Source organism: Anabaena azotica FACHB-119, from assembly GCF_014697625.1.
Taxonomy (GTDB): Bacteria; Cyanobacteriota; Cyanobacteriia; order Cyanobacteriales; family Nostocaceae; genus Trichormus; species Trichormus azoticus_A.
This window is the reverse complement of sequence record NZ_JACJSG010000049.1, coordinates 23,063-41,715: the sequence shown is the minus strand read 5'-3', so window position 1 is coordinate 41,715 and position 18,653 is coordinate 23,063. Positions and strand designations below refer to the sequence as shown.

The window sequence follows — 18,653 nt, the reverse complement described above, 5'->3', positions numbered from 1 at the left end:
TTTGGAACAGGATATATTAGAGATTTATTTGATTTAGTTATTATGTACAAGGCTGATTAGTAGCATTTGGATTGAAGATAGGGAACAACGAACAGGGAATAGACGAAAGAAATTTTTATTTCTTCGTTATTCTGATGGTTCAGATAGTTGTATAGATTGTAAATCAGCACTAGGAGGTAAAGACGGCTGAGTATAAGTAATATTTTTCTATTGTACAGTTGACAGTTGACTCTCATTTATGAATGAAGCTGATGAGTGTGTGTTTTAAAAACTAACGGCTTACCTGTGCTAAGGGGCTTGCAAAAATTAAATTATTCATTGAGTGAGAGGCAAAATAGTTATACAATTTCTTCCCTTCCCCCTGCTCCCCTGCTCCCGGTTGGTAAATCTCGACTCCGTGGTAGTTGAGTTTCGGCTTCGCGGTAGTCGAAACTCGATTTCCCCGCAGCCGAACCACTGCTCCCCTCACAATTGATGATTTTTTACTTGGAGTCCCTTATCGCCTTAAAGGTGAGTTTAACCTTAGCAAAATCGGATAAACAGTTTAAAATACAATATTTTATATCTTGAAAAAACTATGGATGCTGTTCGCAAATCGAATATTTCTGCAACTGGGGGTTGGTTTCGGCGAGGTGCTAGCTCATCTCTAAGAAAGCGACGGACTCGTATGGGAGAGAAAGTAAGCAATGATTCTACAGTTACTACTGAACCTTCATCCACACCCCCAAAAAGACAACGGTCTTCTTCAAAGAATGTATCGTCTCCAGTGAGTAAGCGGACGCAAGGTTCAGCAGCACAACCAGCAGCCAATCTTAAATTCCAGTCAAACCAAAGACAAAAAAATCCCCAGTCAAATTTTAGGCCTGTGTCTGTAGTACCCACTGCCAAGGCATTACCTTTGTGGTTGCAGCAATTACATAGGATACATCGTTACTCTTCAATTGCGGCGTTCCTATTAGTAGCAGGAGCTTTGGGGGTTTATGGGTTGACGGTATATACTCAAGAACTCTGGGGTCAAAGTTATAGCCGACTACAAAAACTACAGAGAGATGAGCGGCAAATTACCACAACTAATGCAACGTTAACTCATAAAATGGCTGAGGAAGCAGAAACTCAATCGGCAGGGTTGGTATCACCTACTCCATCTAGAACAATTTTCTTATCCCCAGCACCTCATAAATCAGAGGTAGTATCGCCCAGTGTCGCACCTAGTCCACAAACACAGCCTTTAAATTCTCCGCGATTAGGGTATTAATTTAAGTAGGAGTGAGGGAAGTGGGGGGAGTGGGGGGAGACTGACAGGTGTAGGTTTTTTATTGGTGTTCCAAAAACCTTGGTTTGGGGTGTAAGGGTGTAAGGGTGTAGGGGTGTAGGGGTGAATAAAACAATGATTTTCTCGTTAGTTTTAGAGTCCTTACTCACTTCTAGATTAAAAACCTAAACTTGTGAGAGGGGGAGTAGGGGGAGTCTCTTAAGGGCAGGTTTTTCATAAAGTAATCAGTGAGGACTATAAGATTCAGTAAATTATCAGACTTTCATCTACCCCTACACCCCTACACCCTTATACCCCTACACCCTAAAATCAGTGTTTTTGGGTCGAAGTGTAAAAAACCTGCCCTTGAAAGGTGGGGGGAGATGGGGGAGAATAACTATAGACTATAGGACTATTGACTAATGACTATTGACTAATGACTATTGACTAAACTAACTGAGCAGGGTAATGCAAAAGTCACCAAGTAGATTAAAGTTTAGGAAATTTCAAAAGCCAGAGTTCACGAGGCGCAAAAGGGTATCGAAAAAGGTGGAAACAAAAACAATTCCTCATACCCAAGGGCAGAGTGTGAATGTCAAAACTCGACTTTTGATTGTGTGGGGCATTTTAATGTCTGCTGGAGTGGGTTTGGCAATCAATGTGTACAATTTACAGATTGTGCAAGGACAAAAACTCACAGAACGCGCACGCAACCAGCAAATGGTGAGTTTGCGTCCTTATATGCCCCGTCGCTTGGTGGTAGATCGTAATGATAATGTGTTGGCAGTCGATCGCCCTGTTTATACTTTATATGCCCATCCTAAGTTATTTAAAAAGTCTAATGAGGAAATAAGCGATCGCCTCGCTCCCATTATTAGTAGAAACCCTGCTGATTTAGTTAAAATTTTTCAAGGTCAAAAAAGTGGTATTACTTTAACTGCTGACTTACCCGAAGAATTGGCCGATCGCGTCAAAGCGTTAGGCTTGGATGGTTTGGAAATGATTCCTAAATACTCTCGCTACTATCCCCAGGATGATTTAGCGGCGGATATAGTCGGGTATGTAGATGCTGATCGTCGCGGTCAAGCTGGTGTGGAATATAGCCAAGAGAAGTGGCTAGAACGGACTGTGAAAACGGTACGCTTAAGTAGGGCAGGTAATGGGGCGTTAATGCCTGATTATGCTCCTGAAGGCTTTTTGAATTCTGATGACCTGCGGATGCAGTTGACTATTGACACTCGTTTGCAGAGGGCTACCCGGACTGCGCTAAAACAACAGTTAGAAAAGTTTGGCGGGAAACGGGGTGCAGTAATTGTCATGGATGCGATGGATGGTTCTATCCTCGCTTTGGTGTCTCAACCCACTTATAACCCTAATGAATACTCGAAGTCCGATATTTCCCTGTTCAAAAACTGGACAGTAGCGGATCTGTATGAGCCTGGTTCGACTTTTAAACCGTTGAATGTGGCGATCGCTCTAGAAAATGGTGTCATTAAAGCGGATGATGTGTTTAATGATTCTGGTGCAATTCGCATTGGCTCCCATGTCATTAGAAACGCTCAACGCAACAGTTACGGACGTATCAATATTGCACAAATTCTGCAAAACTCCAGCAATATTGGCATGGTGGAAATGATGCAGCGTTTAAAACCTTCAATTTACTACAACTGGCTAGAACGTCTAGGACTCGGACAACCTGTAGATACAGATTTACCTTTTGCAGTAGCTGGTACGCTGAAAAGCCAAGAAAAATTTATCCGCTCCGCCATTGAACCTGCAACTACCTCCTTTGGGCAAGGTTTTTCTTTAACACCATTACAACTAGTACAAATGCACGGAGCCTTAGCTAACGGTGGTAAACTGGTAACGCCCCATGTCATCCGGGGATTAATAGATACTAAAGGACAAGTTCACTACACACCCAATCTTCCCCCACCAAGACAGATTTTCTCAGCCACCACAACCCAAAAAGTTGTAGAAATGATGGAAACCGTGGTTACAGAGGGGACTGGGAAACCTGCACAAATCCCTGGCTACCGTATCGCCGGAAAAACGGGTACAGCCCAAAAAGCCAGTCCTAATGGTGGTTACATTGTGGGCGCTCGCATTACCAGCTTTGTTGCTATCCTCCCCGTTGAATCCCCCCGCTATGTAATCTTGGCATTAGTTGATGAACCAAAAGGAGCCAACGCTTATGGTTCCACCGTTGCCGCCCCCATTGTAAAATCTGTAATGGAAGCACTCATTCCTATTGAACGCCTTGCGCCTAGTCAGGTGATTGATGATAAAAAGCCGTAGGGATTGGGAACTGGGGACTGGAGAACTGATCTGACTTTTCACGGGCTGGAAAACCCCACTTCCATTCCTCTCCCCTACAAGGAGAGAGGCTTTAATTGCTCCCCCTTCCCTGCCTTCGGCACGCTACGCGAACGTAGGGAAGGGGGCTGGGGGGTTAGGTCTGTCGTTAACTTTTCCACATGACGTGAAAAGTTAGTAGGGTGCGTCAGTATGAAGATTTTCTTGGTATAGCTAGGGTTTCTCGTAACTAGCGCACCCTACATTTTTCTTGCGCCTAGTCAGGTGAATAAAAAGCCATAATATTAAGAGAGCGCTTTACAGTTCTTAAATATTTAGTTTGACTATGGCCAGAGATTTACGGGGATTTATTAAGATTTTAGAAGACAAAGGGCAATTACGGCGAATTTCTGCTTTGGTTGACCCAGATTTAGAAATTGCTGAGATTTCTAACCGGATGCTGCAACAAGGCGGGCCGGGTTTGTTATTTGAAAACGTTAAAGGTTCTTCTTTTCCCGTGGCGGTCAATTTAATGGGAACGGTGGAGAGGATATGTTGGGCGATGAATATGCAGCATCCCCTGGAGTTGGAGACTCTGGGTAAAAAGTTGAGTATGCTGCAACAGCCAAAACCGCCAAAGAAAATTTCCCAGGCCATAGATTTTGGTAAGGTGCTGTTCGATGTGATTAAGGCAAAACCAGGACGGGACTTTTTTCCTGCTTGTCAGCAAGTGGTGATTCAAGGTAATGATTTAGATTTAAATAAGTTGCCGTTGATTCGTCCTTATCCTGGTGATGCTGGCAAAATTATCACGTTAGGACTGGTAATTACGAAAGATTGTGAGACGGGTACGCCAAATGTGGGTGTATATCGCTTGCAACTGCAATCTCAAAATACGATGACAGTCCACTGGTTATCAGTGCGGGGTGGCGCGAGACATTTACGTAAGGCGGCTGAACGTGGTCAAAAATTAGAGGTGGCGATCGCACTTGGTGTAGATCCTTTAATTATCATGGCAGCAGCTACACCCATCCCTGTAGATTTATCGGAATGGTTATTTGCTGGATTATATGGTGGTTCGGGTGTGCAGTTAGCCAAGTGTAAAACTGTAGACTTAGAAGTACCCGCAGATTCTGAGTTTGTTTTGGAAGGAACTATTACCCCAGGGGAAGTTTTACCGGATGGCCCCTTTGGCGACCACATGGGCTATTACGGTGGCGTAGAGGATTCTCCCTTGGTACGCTTCCATTGTATGACGCACCGCCAAGACCCAATTTATTTAACCACATTTAGCGGTCGTCCACCTAAAGAAGAAGCGATGATGGCGATCGCACTTAACCGTATTTATACCCCAATTCTGCGGCAACAAGTCTCAGAAATTGTTGATTTCTTCTTACCAATGGAAGCCTTAAGTTACAAAGCGGCGATTATTTCCATTGATAAAGCATACCCCGGACAAGCAAGGCGGGCTGCTTTGGCGTTTTGGAGTGCGTTACCTCAATTCACCTACACTAAATTTGTCATCGTCGTTGATAAAGACATCAACATTCGTGACCCACGCCAAGTGGTATGGGCAATTAGTTCTAAAGTTGACCCCACAAGAGACGTATTCATTTTACCGAATACGCCATTTGACACCTTAGATTTTGCCAGTGAAAAAATTGGCTTAGGTGGACGTATGGGAATTGATGCTACAACTAAGATTCCCCCAGAAACAGACCATGAATGGGGTGCGCCTTTAGAGTCTGATGCAAATGTAGCAGCGATGGTAGAAAGGCGATGGGCGGAATATGGTTTAGCCGATTTGCAATTAGGGGAAGTTGATCCTAATTTATTTGGTTACGATGTGAAATAATACCTTTGTATGGTAGGGACGTACATCTGTGCAACCCTACTCATATATTAGTATTGACAATTTAACCAAGTAGATTATTGCATCAATTACCCTAAAACAATACATTCTGTTGACTTTATTTATAATCGGCTTTGAGAAAATTGGTAGAATGCCAAGATTGGATAACTAATTATAGTTTCCAAATTTATGCAAAAAGGTTAAAAATTTCCTTAATTATAAGTATTTATCCTGAAACGATTTGACAATCTCTGCCGTAATATTGTAATAACCCTTAGTCCTAGTTCAATGACTCACCGTTATACAGCGAATTGCTGGTTAACGAGGTACAGATATAAATTGTAAAATTTTTGTGGGGTGGGCATCTTGCCCGCCTTTGTGTACCTCACTCAGATAAAATGTGCTGTATATAAGGAAAGAGACAATGGGATTAGGTTTGGCTGACATTTTGCACCTTCTCAATAAGGAGTAACTATGCACTGCCCACCCTAAGAAGTAGTAGGCTTTTTGGCTTGTAATTTTAGCAATAAGCAAGTGGTAGAAGATATAAGTTTGAGAAACTTTTATGTTAATAAGAGTACTTTTCAAACATCCTCTTAGTGCCTTTTCTTTAAGACACATTTAAGAACTTAATTTTGCTTAGAGTTTTAATTCGGCAATTTTTTTATCTCTTCGAATAACCTCTATTTCTGTCTCCTGTCAAGGAACTTGAATAATTAAATTTGATGATATTACTCATAAAATATATATCATAAAATATATTGACAAAAGTAATATTTTCTGAAATCGTCAATTTTAATACCTAAACTTACTCCATTGGAGATATTGACATATTTTATTATTTTTTAATTTTTGCTCGTATTTTCTTATGATTAACCACTATCGAAAATCAACTTACACTGCTAATATACTCTTAAATGCTGTTCTAAGAATTTGTGCCAGTACCAGCTATAAAGTTAGCTGTTAAGCATATTATTATTCTAGCTGTGTCAAATTAAATGACATCGAAAAACATTTATTACGTTAAACATATGTTGTGCGATTGCATATATTTTTCCTGTTGGTAGCTCTGATTCAGTTATCAAAGACGTATGCTGCTCTCAAATAGCAATAGAATTAGCTTTGCCTTTGTCTGTTTGACAACATATATTTGTATTCACGTCAAATAAAAACCACCATACACTCACAATTTCCCAGGTTTAAAGGAATTCAGCTTTACGCCTGGATAAATTAATGTGCAACTTTGCCGTAATTGAGGAAAGTTAAATATTTTTTGGCTGTAAATCAAGGTTTAGCATATCGTTTAATATTGATTATTAGAGCCAGAGATAAATTTTCAATTATGATAAAGAACTCTGTTTGAATTAAGGAATTAGGTGATAATATATTGAATAATCAAAGTTTAATTACTATTTGTAGTCACCAAAAACGAGAGACATTAATAAATGAGAATTGGCAGCAATTTTATGGCAATTACTGTTAAATGAAAAACCTTCAAAAAATATTTTGATAAAAAGTTTAGTAGTAAAAAATAAAAGTTATAAAGCCATTAAACATTTTTTAAAATTAGGCTTATAGCTAATATCTCGTAACATTTTTTACAATGAAAATAAGATTTTCTGATAAAAAATGTTTTAAATTAAAATTCGTCGAATTGATGTTAAACAAGTTTTCGAGGAAATATTCATGTATTCGGATATCTATTGCTATAAAACCGAAGGCGAAATAATTGTTTCTCGCTCTGCAAGTAAAACATCTATTGATATTGCTATTCAAGAGTTATTGTTACGTCTAGATTTTCAACGTGGAGGCTTATTTAAAAGTAGCTATGAATATCCAGGCAGGTATAAAAGATGGGCGATAGGTTTTGTAAATCCTCCTCTAGAACTTGCTACTTGCAGCAACAATTTCACACTTACAGCTCTTAACGAGCGAGGTATGGTGTTGTTAGAGTATTTAGCAGAACGTCTATACAAGTTACCGCAACTTCAAGAAGTTAAAGTAGAAGCTAATCGTGTAACTGGCTCAGTTCGCTCAACAGAATCTGTCTTTTCGGAAGAAGAAAGAAGCAAACAACCATCAGTTTTCAGCATTGTCAGAGAAATTATCAAAGCTTTCTCCAGCCCAGAGGATAGCCATTTAGGACTATATGGTGCATTTGGCTATGACTTGGTTTTTCAGTTTGAGCAAATGTCAAAGCAATTGCAACGTGCTGAAGATCAAAGAGATTTGGTGTTGTATTTACCTGATGAATTGTTGATTGTTGACTACTATCAGCAAAGCGCGTTTCATTTGCAGTATGAATTTGTCACCCAAAATGGTACTACTAAAGGCTTACCTAGAGATGGTCAAATCATAGATTACAGAGGTAAACGCCTGACCTATACAAATGCTTCTGACCATGCACCTGGAGAGTATGAACAGCAAGTTGAGAAAGCACTCTCATACTTCCAACGTGGGGATTTATTTGAAGTTGTTCCTAGTCAAAGCTTCTTTCAAATTTGCGAACAGTCGCCAAAAGAACTTTTTTGGAAGCTACAGCAGATTAATCCCAGTCCCTACGGATTCATTTTGAACTTAGGCGGAGAGTTTTTGATTGGTGCATCTCCAGAAATGTTTGTGCGAACAGAAGGTAAACGTGTAGAAACTTGCCCAATCAGTGGTACTATCAGACGGGGACATAATGCAATTGATGATGCCAACCAAATTTTAAAGCTGCTAAACTCAGATAAAGATGAGGCTGAGTTGACCATGTGTACTGACGTAGATCGCAACGATAAGTCGCGGATCTGCGAACCTGGTTCGGTCAGGGTTATTGGTCGTCGTCAAATAGAAATGTACAGCCATCTGATTCATACAGTAGATCATGTTGAAGGTACGCTAAGACCAGAGTTTGATGCCTTAGATGCCTTCTTGACGCATCTTTGGGCTGTGACAGTGACGGGTGCGCCAAAACGATGGGCAATGCAGTTTCTTGAACAGCATGAGCGTAGTCCTCGCCGTTGGTATGGTGGAGCAGTTGGATATTTGACTTTTCAAGGAGACTTGAATACTGGTTTGATACTCAGAACTATCCAGTTGAAAGACTCTATTGCTGAAGTGCGGGTTGGTGCGACAGTTTTGTATGATTCCATTCCAGAAGCTGAAGCCCAAGAAACTATCACCAAAGCTGCGGCCTTATTCCAGACACTTGAGCAAACAAGGCAAAAAACTACTGAGTTTTCCAAAAGTTTAGAACTTGCACAGCAATTAGCTGGTATGGAACGGAGCAAGCATATATTACTAATTGACCATGAAGACTCTTTTGTACATACACTTGCTAACTACATTCGTCAAACTGGTGCCACTGTCAAAACACTACGTCATGGTTTTTGTGAATCAGTCTTTGATACAGAACATCCAGACCTTGTTGTTTTGTCTCCAGGTCCGGGCAGACCCAGAGATTTCTGCGTATCAGAGACAATAGCAGCCTGCATCAAACGAAAAATTCCTATCTTTGGTGTTTGTTTAGGATTGCAATCTATTGTGGAAGCTTTTGGAGGTGAATTAGGAGTCCTATCATATCCTCAACATGGCAAAATATCTCGTGTTTCGGTGATTGAGGAAAATTCTCTAGTTTTTCAAGATTTACCCCAATCTTTTGATGTTGGTAGATATCATTCGCTGTATGCTCTACCTGAAACTTTACCCAAAGAACTCAAAGTTACAGCTATCTCAGATGATGGTGTAATTATGGGTCTAGAGCATCAAACCCTACCTATTGCTGGTGTTCAGTTTCATCCAGAATCAATCATGACTTTAGCAGGAGGAGTCGGTTTAGCAATTATTAAGAACGTAGTTAGGGCATATACAACTAAAAAACCATCTCCAGTTGTCGCTGCATAAGAGTAAATAAAAGTCAAGAAACACAAGAAGTTAGAACTTTATTTGTTTTGGTGTAAGCAGTTGATGACTGCTACTGAATTACTATCAACTACAACAATTGACTATGAATGTCAGCAATATTGCTTCTAGTCCAGAAATTAATTACCAAATAGAGGTAAACGAATATTCGCGTCTATCCTCAAATAAACCAAGCCACATTCTTGAAGAGATTGTCTGGCACAAACAAAAAGAAGTTGCATTTTTGCACAAGCAACTGCCGCTTGCAGATTTACAAAATCAAATTTCTGCTGCTCCTCCCTTACGAGATTTCTTAAGTACTTTACGGCAAAATCCTCATAAGCCTAGCTTAATTGCAGAAGTTAAAAAAGCCTCTCCCAGTAAAGGAGTAATTTGCCCAGACTTCGACCCAATCAAAATTGCTCAAGCATATGAGCGAGGTGGTGCTAACTGTCTATCAGTTTTGACGGATGAAAAATTTTTTCAAGGTAGTTTTGAGAATCTGCGAATAATTAGAAAAAGTGTAGCACTACCTTTGTTGTGCAAGGAATTTATTATTGACCCTTATCAAATTTACCTAGCACGAGTTCATGGAGCAGATGCAATATTATTAATTGCTGCTATATTATCTGATGAAGCTTTGCAAAATTACCTCCAACTGATTCAGAATTTAGGCATGATAGCCTTGGTAGAGGTACATACTCTTTCAGAGCTAGATCGGGTTTTGGCACTACAAAATGTGCAATTGATGGGAATTAACAACCGTAATCTTCAGGATTTTACTGTTGACCTAAAAACTACTCAACGCCTATTAAAAGAGCGTCGAGAAAGATTAAGCAGTTTAGATATTACAGTTGTTAGTGAATCTGGTCTATATACAAGTGCCGACCTTGCTTTTGTTGCTGAAGCCGGGGCTGAAGCAGTTTTAGTTGGAGAATCCTTAATCAAACAAGTTGATTTAGAACAGGCAGTAAAAACGCTAAAAAGTTTTACACTTCACATTTGATATTTCACACTTCATATGACATCTATATCGCAAAAGTTTGAATTGTTACAAGCAAAGAATCAATGCGCTTTGATTCCTTTTATTACAGCTGGCGACCCTGATTTGGAAATTACAGCCGAAGCCCTAAGAGTTTTAGATGCTAGCGGTGCGGATTTTATTGAATTGGGAATTCCTTATTCAGATCCTTTAGCAGATGGCCCAGTGATTCAAGCAGCCGCAACTCGTGCTTTAAAGCAGGGAACCCGGTTGATGAATGTTTTGCAAATGGCTCAAACAGTTACTCGCACTTTGCGATCGCCAATTATTTTGTTTACCTACTACAACCTAATTTTAAATTTAGGCAAACAGTTGTTTTTGGAACGCGCAGCTGCATCAGGGATTAAAGGACTAGTAGTACCTGATTTACCTCTGGATGAAGCCAGCGATTTATTAGAAATGGCTGATAGTGTAGGAATTGAAGTGATTTTGCTAGTAACTCCTACAAGCTCTAGAGCGAGAATAGAAGCGATCGCTCGTCAATCTCGTGGCTTTATTTACCTCGTTAGTGTGACTGGTGTGACTGGTACACGCTCCCATCTCCAAACTCGTGTTAGAGATGTCTTGCAAGAAATTCGTAGCTATACAAATAAACCTATCGGTGTTGGTTTTGGCATATCTAACCCAGAACAAGCTCGTCAGGTAAAAGAATGGGGTGCTGATGCTGTCATCGTGGGTAGTGCCTTTGTAGAGCGTTTATCGGAAAGTACGCCCTATCGTGGACTACGAGCTATCAAAGATTTCTGTGGTGAATTAAAAACATCGATTACAAGTAATTATTTAGAAGTCAATGGTAGAAGCGATTAACTTCTAAATAATTACATTTTTTTGTGTCTGCATCCTTACTCCAGACACAGAGAAAGAGAATTTGTCGCTGAAAACAAAATTTGGATTACGTTTTTCTGAGGAAAGCTGATGTTAGTAGAAACCCAAAAAATACAAATACAACTGAATCAACAACCTGATGTTAATGGTAGATTTGGCAAATTCGGCGGCAAGTATGTACCCGAAACCTTGATGTCGGCGTTGGCTGAGTTAGAAACTGCATTTAAGCAATATCGTTTTGATCCACAGTTCCAAGAAGAATTACAAGGCTTGTTACGTGATTATGTGGGACGTTCTACTCCTCTATATTTTGCCGAACGTCTAACCGCCCACTATGCTAAACCTGATGGTACAGGGCCACAGATTTATTTAAAACGTGAAGATTTAAATCATACAGGCGCTCATAAAATCAATAATGCTTTAGCACAGGTATTATTAGCCAAGCGCATGGGCAAACAACGTATTGTCGCGGAAACAGGAGCAGGACAGCATGGTGTGGCTACAGCTACAGTATGCGCTCGTTTTGGCTTACAGTGCGTGATTTACATGGGCATCCATGACATGGAAAGACAAGCTCTGAATGTGTTTCGGATGCGTTTGATGGGAGCAGAGGTGAGGGCGGTAGAAGCTGGAACCGGGACTCTTAAAGATGCGACATCTGAGGCTATTCGAGATTGGGTGACAAACGTCGAAACAACCCACTATATTCTGGGTTCAGTGGCGGGGCCACATCCCTACCCGATGATGGTGCGGGACTTTCATGCCGTAATTGGCAAAGAAACTCGCGTTCAAGCACAAGAGAAATGGGGAGGACTACCGGATATTCTTTTGGCTTGTGTAGGTGGAGGTTCTAATGCAATTGGTCTGTTTCATGAATTTGTCAATGAATCTTCTGTGCGTTTGATTGGTGTGGAAGCAGCTGGTGAAGGTATTGATACAGAAAAACACGCTGCAACTCTGACTAAAGGGCGAGTTGGGGTTCTGCACGGTGCGATGAGTTATGTATTGCAAGATGAAGATGGTCAAATTGTGGAAGCACATTCAATTAGTGCTGGGTTAGATTATCCTGGTGTTGGGCCTGAACATAGTTATTTAAAAGAAATTGGCCGAGCCGAATACTATAGCGTCACAGATCAACAAGCACTACAAGCATTTCAACGTCTTTCGCAATTAGAAGGAATTATTCCTGCGCTAGAAACAGCCCATGCGATCGCATATTTAGAAATACTTTGTCCGCAACTTACAGGTAGCCCTCGAATTGTCATCAACTGTTCTGGACGTGGTGACAAAGATGTACAAACAGTGGCATCAAAGGGATTAGGAAGCTAAAAATTACCCAATTCCCTACACGCTCACATCTCTATCTCCTTTTACCCGATAAGTTATGCTAACAGCAAATATTATTGTTGAACAAAATTCCTCACCTGTAGATGATGCCAGTAATTGGTCGGCATTATTGCAGCAATTGCTTGATCGCCAATCACTTTCGGTAGCCCAAGCGTCTGATTTAATGTATGGATGGTTGACAGAAGCTATTCCCCCAGTGATGTCAGGCGCGATTTTAGCAGCAATTCAAGCTAAAGGAGTATCAGCAGAAGAATTGCTGGGTATGGTGAAGGTGCTTTACTCTCAATCAGTAAAAGCAACCTTGCGCGATCGCGTGGTTGGTGAATTACCTCTAGTTGATACTTGTGGTACTGGTGGAGATGGAGCTGCAACATTTAATATTTCTACGGCTGTGGCTTTTGTGACTGCGGCAGCTGGGGTCAAGGTTGCTAAACATGGCAATCGATCAGCATCTGGTAAAACTGGCTCGGCAGATGTATTAGAAGCTTTGGGTTTAAATTTAAAAGCCAGCAGCAAAAAAATCCAAGAAGCAGTGGCAGAAGTTGGCATAACCTTTTTATTTGCACCTGATTGGCATCCAGCTTTAAAGGCGATCGCACCATTACGAAAAGCACTGAAAGTTAGGACAATTTTTAACTTGCTTGGCCCCTTACTCAATCCCTTGCGACCTACAGGACAAGTAATTGGGGTCAATGATTCCCAGGTAATTGAGACTTTTGCCCAAGTTTTACAGCAGCTAGGAATTCGCCGGGCGATCGTATTACACGGACGCGAAAAATTAGACGAAGCAGGGTTAGCCGATAAAACTGATTTAGTTGTAGTTTCTCATCAACAAATGCAAATGCTGGTTTTAGCACCAGAGGATTTAGGACTAAATCCTGCTTCTACCAGTGAACTGAGAGGTGGGGATGTACAAGAAAATGCAGATATTCTTCAAACAGTTCTCCAAGGTAAAGGTACTCAAGCACAGCAAGATGTCGTAGTCTTAAATGCGGCTTTGGCTCTGTATGTTGGTGAAGCAGTACCAGATACTGGTAATTATCTTAACGATTTTAATCAGGCTCTGATTCTAGCCAGGGAAACTCTTAATAGTGGTGATGCCTGGAAAAAACTGGAACAACTTGCTAAATTTCTACAGTAAAAACACGTAATATTTTCCCGCCAAGCTACATAGTTAGGAGTATTAATCTGATGGATATTAAAAGAATGCTAGATATGTGCAAACTAGCCAATCACCAAGAAGGTAAGCGAGTAACCATCTTGGGTGCTGGGATTGCAGGTTTGATCGCAGCCTATGAACTAGAGCGTTTAGGGCATCAGGTAGATATCATAGAAGGCAGCTCACGTATTGGCGGCCGAGTCTGGACTCATCGCTTTGGAGATAGTCCAAAATCTGTTTACGGGGAACTCGGAGCCATGCGTATCCCTAATGAACATAAATTTGTTCTGCACTACATAAATGAACTGGGACTGGGAGACAAGTTGTGCAAGTTTGTCACCGTGTTTGAGGAAGCAAATGCTCTGATGAGTATTCAGGGTAATATTTTTCGGATGAAAGATGCACCGCAACTATTCCAAGAGCGTTATCCCCAAATTTTTACCAATACAGGTTACAGTTATCAGACTAAGTTGTTTGCAGCTTGGCTGAAAACCATCGTAGATACTATCTCCCCTGGAAATTTACGCGATAGTCTAGAATCTGACCTCACCTCAAAATTGATGGATGAGTTAGAAAGGTTAGATTTAGAGCCATATCTCAACGAAGATGGCCAAACTATAGATTTACATAGTTTAATCAAACAGAACCCTAGCTTACGGGCGCGGTGCAGTAAGGCACTTGATATGTTCCTCAGTGATATTCTGGTGGAAACAAGTCACGATTTATGGCAACTAGAAGGAGGAATGGATCAAATCATCAACCATCTGGCTGCGGCAATCAAGAGTCCTATTAAATGCAATCAACAAGTGGTGGGATTGCATATAAATAATGACCATGTGCAAGTATCTTTTTTAGAAGCTGGCGAATTGCGTACAAGTCGTTGTGATTACGTGTTGTGTACCATTCCTTTTTCTATCGTGCGTCAGATGGATCTGAGTGGTTTTGACGACAAAAAGCTGGCTTCTATTGAAAATACCTTCTACTGTCCAGCTACCAAAGTTTTGTTTCACTGCGCCCAACCCTTCTGGCAAAAAGATGGCATCAAAGGTGGGGCTTCGTTTAGCGACGAAGGTATTCGCCAAGTTTACTATCCTTCCATCAAGAACAATGCTTCTACTGTTAGTAGCACATTGCTGGCTAGTTATACCATTGGTGATGATGCAGACCATTTGGGCATGATGTCTGAAGCAGATCGCTATACTTACGTTAAAAACGCCGTCAGCAAGCTGCACCAGCAAATTGAGCAACCTGGTATGGTTTTGGACATGGCAACGATCGCCTGGGGTAACTACCAGTGGAGTCAGGGTGGATGCTCTATTCCTTGGGGCGGCGACATCACCAGTGAATCTAACCACCACATCCATTATTTAGAAGCAGCCAGACCCCAAAACACCCTGTTTTTCGCAGGTGAGCATTGCTCTAGATTTCCCGCTTGGCTTCAAGGTGCGATCGAGTCCTCTCTAGAGGCAGTTTACGATATTGCCGCTTACAAACCCGTTACAACATCGACAATTCCCATACCATCGGTGTCTGGTAGTAAAGTCACAGCCCCCATATTAGTAGGTAGGGCATAAGTGACAGGGTACAGTTTTTTCTGCCTCCAGTCCCTTGTTGCTTGTTTCCCATTTCCTGCCTTTTTGAAAAAGTTATTATGAGCATCTTAGATTTTCCCCGTCTACATTTTCAGGGTTTTGCCCGTATTCATGCACCCACAGGACAAAAAAACGGTTTAGTTGATCTAAGTAGCAATACTGTTTATATGAACGGGGAGCGCTTTGATCATCGTCGTTCTTTATCAGAATTCCACGAATATCTATATAAATTAGGGCCTCGGTTCAACGCCGCAGGGGAATGGGATGAAAACGGCCCTTTCAGCATGGCGATGGGATGGGATTTTGGCGGTAACGGTCATTTTGCGATCGATGCAAAAATTGTTAGTACCCAACGCAGTTTTGGGGAAATTGACCAAAACGACCCAGTAGTGGGGCGTAGCGTTGATATGTGGGGTCACTACAACGAATATTTGGGAACTACCTTCAATCGGGCGCGGATTTTTGACTGCGATCCTGCCTCAAACTGGACATCTACAATTATGGTAGGACAGTTAACTTTTGGGCGGTTGGGCAATTCCCATGAAGTGCCAAATATGCTTTCGGCTCCTGTTGTAGGTATGCAGCCTAGTCGCTGGCACGATTTTCACCATATCCGCGAATTACCTCCCCATTGTCTCAATAGCGAGTTTCAACGGGCGGCTGTACATCAGTTCACGATTCCTAAAACAGCTAAAGATTTGCTGTGGAATGAAGAAACTGCACTTTCACCGACGGTATCTTTGTTACGTGAGGCAATGAACCGTGATGATGTATTGGGTTTGGTTGTACAGTTTAGCGTTAGCAATATGTCCAGCCCAATGCAGCCAGATTCAGCAACTTTTTGGGAACTGCATGGAAGTATCGGTTTGTGGTGTGAGGGTGAAATGAGTACCTATCCTCACGGTCGGTTGTTGACTGCTCACAAACAGGGTGAAAGGGAGGGAAAAACTTTATCTAACCTGACTGTTCAGGTAAATTCCCAATGTGCTAGCTTGAATATGGTGATTGCAGTGCCTTGTGTGGGACGGGCGGTCAAAGCTGGGCCAGGGCCAACTCATGCGATCGCTTCTAAACTTGATTTTGGTGACTTGGAATTACGCACAATTACAAGCCAACGTCTAGTAGCACGCATTCCTAGCGCAGCTTACCAAAAAGAGGCACATCATCTCACAAGCGGCATTGTAGATGTACCACTAGCAGAACCTTTTGAAAATCTACAGACAGAAATTGAACAGCAAGGTTTGTGTATTGTAGACCGACAAGGACAAATTCTTGCCCAAGAAAAAGAAATAAATCTTCAGGTAGATGACGGTTGTCTGTTTTTAGATTTTGCTGACTTACAGCGTGGCAAGGACTATACACCAGAAATAGAAATACGCTCCTTTGTGCGGGGTCGTCCTGCACCTATTGAAACTGTTTATTTGCGACAATTCTACAATCCCAAAGGATTGCCCCAGATACGTTACGAATTTGAGCGCGACCCTGCAAATGCTGGTGAATGTTTCCACTTTCCCGCCAGTTCTCAACTGAACATCGTCCATTTCAAACCAGGTAAGCGGGAAGAAATAAACGATTTTGCTGTTAATTGTGTAATTTCCACTAACTCACAGGGGCGTGGGTGGGTAACTCTACGCGGTATCCAATCAGGAACAACACGTATTTTGTTGTCGGCTCAAGCTGATGAGCTACCTTGTGAACCCAATCATCCCGACCAAGCAATCATTGCTTACGATAACGATAATTTGCTTGGTTTCTGGTCTAGTGCTGGTTCCTTTGCTGTGCGAGTATTGACCAACGACTGGCATTTAGAAGAAGTTGAAGATGAAGCAGTCAACTTCAACCTGATTTATGAACATATCTTGGCTTATTACGAACTGTGCTTTTCTTTTATGAAAGCAGAAGTTTTCAGTCTGGCTGATCGCTGCAAGGTAGAAACTTACGCCCGGTTAATGTGGCAAATGTGCGACCCCGAAAATCGCCATCAAACATACTATATGCCGCCATCACGAGATTTATCAGCACCAAAGGCTATGCTTCTACGTAAATTTCTGCATAATCAGCAGTTAGTGGGTTATGTGCCTGATGCTCAACCAGCGCCAAAGCGTACTCAACGCTTGATTCAAACTCGTGAGGAATTGGTGAGCGCTTTACGCCATGCGGCTGAATTAGAAGTAGCAGTAATGCTGCAATACATTTATGCCGCTTATTCCATCCCCAACTATGTTACAGGTAAGGAATATGTGCGTCGCGGTTTATGGACACCAGAACAACTAAGCCTAGCTTGTGGTAACGGCGAAGAAAAGCGTGATTACGGAATGCGAGGAGTATTGCTGGAAGTTTCTCATGAGGAAATGATCCACTTTTTGATGGTAAATAATATCCTCATAGCGATGGGTGAGCCTTTTTATCCAGCAACACCCAACTTTAGTGAAATGAATCGTCGCTTTCCTATAGAAGTGGATTTTGCCCTTGAACCTTTGAGTGCGGCGACTATACAACGCTTCATGCGCTTTGAATTGCCTGACTTTTTGGAAAAAGATTTAAATAGCGATCGCCAAGAAAATGATCCGACAGCCGACCGTTTACATGGTTATGGTTCGTTGAGTGAATTGTATCGGCAAATCCGCCAAGCGATCGAGAATATCCCAGATTTATTTGTTGTCAAAAAGGGTCGTGTCGGCGGCGAACATCATTTATTTTTGCGGGAAGACTTCAACAAAGTCCATCCAGATTATCAGTTACAAGTTGACGATGTAGAAAGCGCCTTGTTTGCCATAGATTTTATCGTTGAACAGGGAGAGGGATGCGACCCCAATTCACCCAAGTTTGAAGAATCTCACTTCCAGCAATACCGACGCATGGCTGACGCATTAGCTCAACAGCAAATTCAAAATACAGATTGTCCCATCCCTTGGAACCCAGCCTATCCTGCATTACGTAATCCCACACTCCATTATCGGGATCACAATAGCAGCGTTGTTACAGTTCCCGAAACCCGTGCTGTCATGCAAATTTTTGACGAGTGTTACTTCATTATGATGCAACTGATGGTGCAACATTTTGGCTTAACACCCACCGCCAGCTTGCGGCGCTCAAGAATTATGAATGCGGCCATCGACGTGATGACAGGGATGATGCGTCCTTTAGGGGAAATATTAATGAGTATGCCTTCTGGTAAACGTGGTAAGACAGCAGGGCCGAGCTTTGAGATTGCCATGCCCATGTATATCTCTACACCAGAAGTTGCTTGTGAAGCGATCGCCCGGCGATTTGAGCGTTTAAGCCATCAAGCTAGGGAATGTGAAGCGATTCCCAGCACTATTTATGAGATGTTCGATTTTTACACCACATTTTTTGCAGATTTCGCCAATAATCCCCAAAGGCTACTTCATTAGGGCAAGAAGTTT

The 18,653-nt window shown here is 41.7% G+C and carries 10 protein-coding genes; all 10 read left to right on the top strand.

Translation table 11 applies throughout. The features are described from left to right. Nucleotides 1-577: 577 nt before the first annotated feature. On the top strand, nt 578-1,255 hold the full coding sequence (locus tag H6G83_RS27755; RefSeq protein ID WP_190478065.1) for a hypothetical protein: 678 nt from the start codon (nt 578-580) through the stop codon (nt 1,253-1,255). 465 nt (nt 1,256-1,720) lie between these two features. Further along, entirely contained in the window at nt 1,721-3,550 is a 1,830-nt protein-coding gene (locus H6G83_RS27750; RefSeq protein WP_190478063.1) for a peptidoglycan D,D-transpeptidase FtsI family protein, read from the top strand. 343 nt (nt 3,551-3,893) lie between these two features. After that, nucleotides 3,894-5,402, top strand: a complete 1,509-nt coding sequence (locus H6G83_RS27745; protein WP_190478060.1) for a UbiD family decarboxylase — start codon at nt 3,894-3,896, stop codon at nt 5,400-5,402. A 1,683-nt stretch (nt 5,403-7,085) separates the two neighbouring features. Continuing rightward, nucleotides 7,086-9,284, top strand: coding sequence for an anthranilate synthase (locus H6G83_RS27740; protein WP_190478058.1), 2,199 nt, complete (start codon nt 7,086-7,088; stop codon nt 9,282-9,284). A 103-nt stretch (nt 9,285-9,387) separates the two neighbouring features. Then, entirely contained in the window at nt 9,388-10,287 is a 900-nt protein-coding gene (gene trpC / locus H6G83_RS27735; protein WP_190478056.1) for an indole-3-glycerol phosphate synthase TrpC, read from the top strand. 15 nt (nt 10,288-10,302) lie between these two features. Further along, the gene (gene trpA, locus H6G83_RS27730; RefSeq protein ID WP_190478054.1) at nt 10,303-11,130 is read left to right on the top strand and encodes a tryptophan synthase subunit alpha; all 828 of its coding nucleotides are present in this window, start codon (nt 10,303-10,305) and stop codon (nt 11,128-11,130) included. 108 nt (nt 11,131-11,238) lie between these two features. Beyond that, nucleotides 11,239-12,477, top strand: a complete 1,239-nt coding sequence (trpB, locus tag H6G83_RS27725) for a tryptophan synthase subunit beta (protein ID WP_190478052.1) — start codon at nt 11,239-11,241, stop codon at nt 12,475-12,477. 55 nt (nt 12,478-12,532) lie between these two features. Beyond that, entirely contained in the window at nt 12,533-13,636 is a 1,104-nt protein-coding gene (trpD, locus tag H6G83_RS27720; RefSeq protein WP_190478051.1) for an anthranilate phosphoribosyltransferase, read from the top strand. A gap of 50 nt (nt 13,637-13,686) precedes the next feature. Further along, complete coding sequence (locus H6G83_RS27715; RefSeq protein WP_190478049.1) at nt 13,687-15,228, top strand: flavin monoamine oxidase family protein; 1,542 nt, start codon at nt 13,687-13,689, stop codon at nt 15,226-15,228. 77 nt (nt 15,229-15,305) lie between these two features. Then, complete coding sequence (locus H6G83_RS27710; protein WP_190478047.1) at nt 15,306-18,641, top strand: ferritin-like domain-containing protein; 3,336 nt, start codon at nt 15,306-15,308, stop codon at nt 18,639-18,641. The last annotated feature ends 12 nt before the right edge of the window (nt 18,642-18,653 follow it).